This is a genomic window from Shinella sp. 20P9.1.1 (assembly GCF_057798995.1).
This window is the reverse complement of record NZ_JBYOLC010000034.1, coordinates 1-1,120: the sequence shown is the minus strand read 5'-3', so window position 1 is coordinate 1,120 and position 1,120 is coordinate 1. Positions and strand designations below refer to the sequence as shown.

At 61.9% G+C, this 1,120-nt stretch carries 1 protein-coding gene; it reads left to right on the top strand.

Annotated elements, in window-relative coordinates:
* The first annotated feature begins 68 nt into the window (after positions 1–68).
* Positions 69–1,079, top strand: coding sequence for an IS30 family transposase (locus AC27VQ_RS25820; protein ID WP_313447351.1), 1,011 nt, complete (start codon positions 69–71; stop codon positions 1,077–1,079).
* Positions 1,080–1,120 lie beyond the last annotated feature (41 nt).

Sequence of the window (1,120 nt, the reverse complement as noted above, 5' to 3'; positions counted from 1 at the left end):
GGTGGGTTCAAGTTTGAAGTGCGACTTGCGAATGATGCCAATGGGTTATCAGTCGCAAGGACGCTGCCATGAAACGCACCTACTCCCATCTTGACTTGAACGAACGCCGCAGGATCGCCCGCTGGCGCCAGACCGGCTTGAGCGTCGACATCATCGCGGAGAAGCTTGGACGCCATCGCTCGACGATTTTCCGTGAGCTCCGGCGCAACGTCTACATCGACAAGGAGTGGCCAGATCTCAGCGGCTACCATTGCGTGGCGGCGCATGACATGGCCTGCGAGCGTCGGACCAAGCTTAGGAAGCTCGTCCGTTTCTCGCATATCCGCCAGTCGGTGATCGAGCGGATCGTGCATGGCTGGTCGCCGCAGCAGATCGCCGGCCGGATGCGGCTGGAACGCCATCCAATCTCTGTCAGCCACGAGACGATCTACAAATTCGCCTATTCGGCGGACGGGCATGCCATCAAGCTCTGGAAGCACCTGCCGGAACATCGTGCACGACGGCGGCCGCGCCATGCCAGACGCAGGCATGGCCAGCGCTTCAGCCCGGATCTCAACATCTTGCGCCGCCCCGATGTGGTCGCCGATCGCAAGCAGTTCGGACATTGGGAATGCGACCTCATCCAGTTCCGGCAAAAATTCGGTAAGGCGAATGTGACGTCGCTGGTCGAACGCGTCAGCCGCTTCGCCGTTCTCCTGCGCAACAACGACCGGCAGTCGCGGCCGATCATGGAGCGGCTCGTCGGCGTGCTGCAGGCCCTGCCCCATCGCGCACGTCGGTCGATCACCTTCGACCGCGGGACGGAGTTCACCGACTGGCCGTACCTGCAAGCCGGGATCGGCTCCGCGACCTGGTTCTGCGATCCGCAGTCACCCTGGCAGAAAGGCACCGTCGAGAACACCAATGGCCGGGCCAGGAAATGGCTTTCAAGGGACGTCGATCCGCTTTCCATCACCGACCATGACCTGAAGGAGATTTGCGACCGGCTGAACACGACGCCGCGCAAGTGCCTCGGCTACAAGACACCGGCCGAGGTCTTTCGGCAGAAGCTACTCGCGCAGATGCGGTCGCGAGGATAGAATCAACAAGCCCGCAAGTCGCGTCTCGGCTTGAGCTCACA

What these genes read in the sequence shown, in the direction of transcription:
- AC27VQ_RS25820 (WP_313447351.1), top strand. Translation starts at nt 69, where the DNA reads ATGAAACGCACCTACTCCCATCTTGACTTGAACGAACGCCGCAGGATC.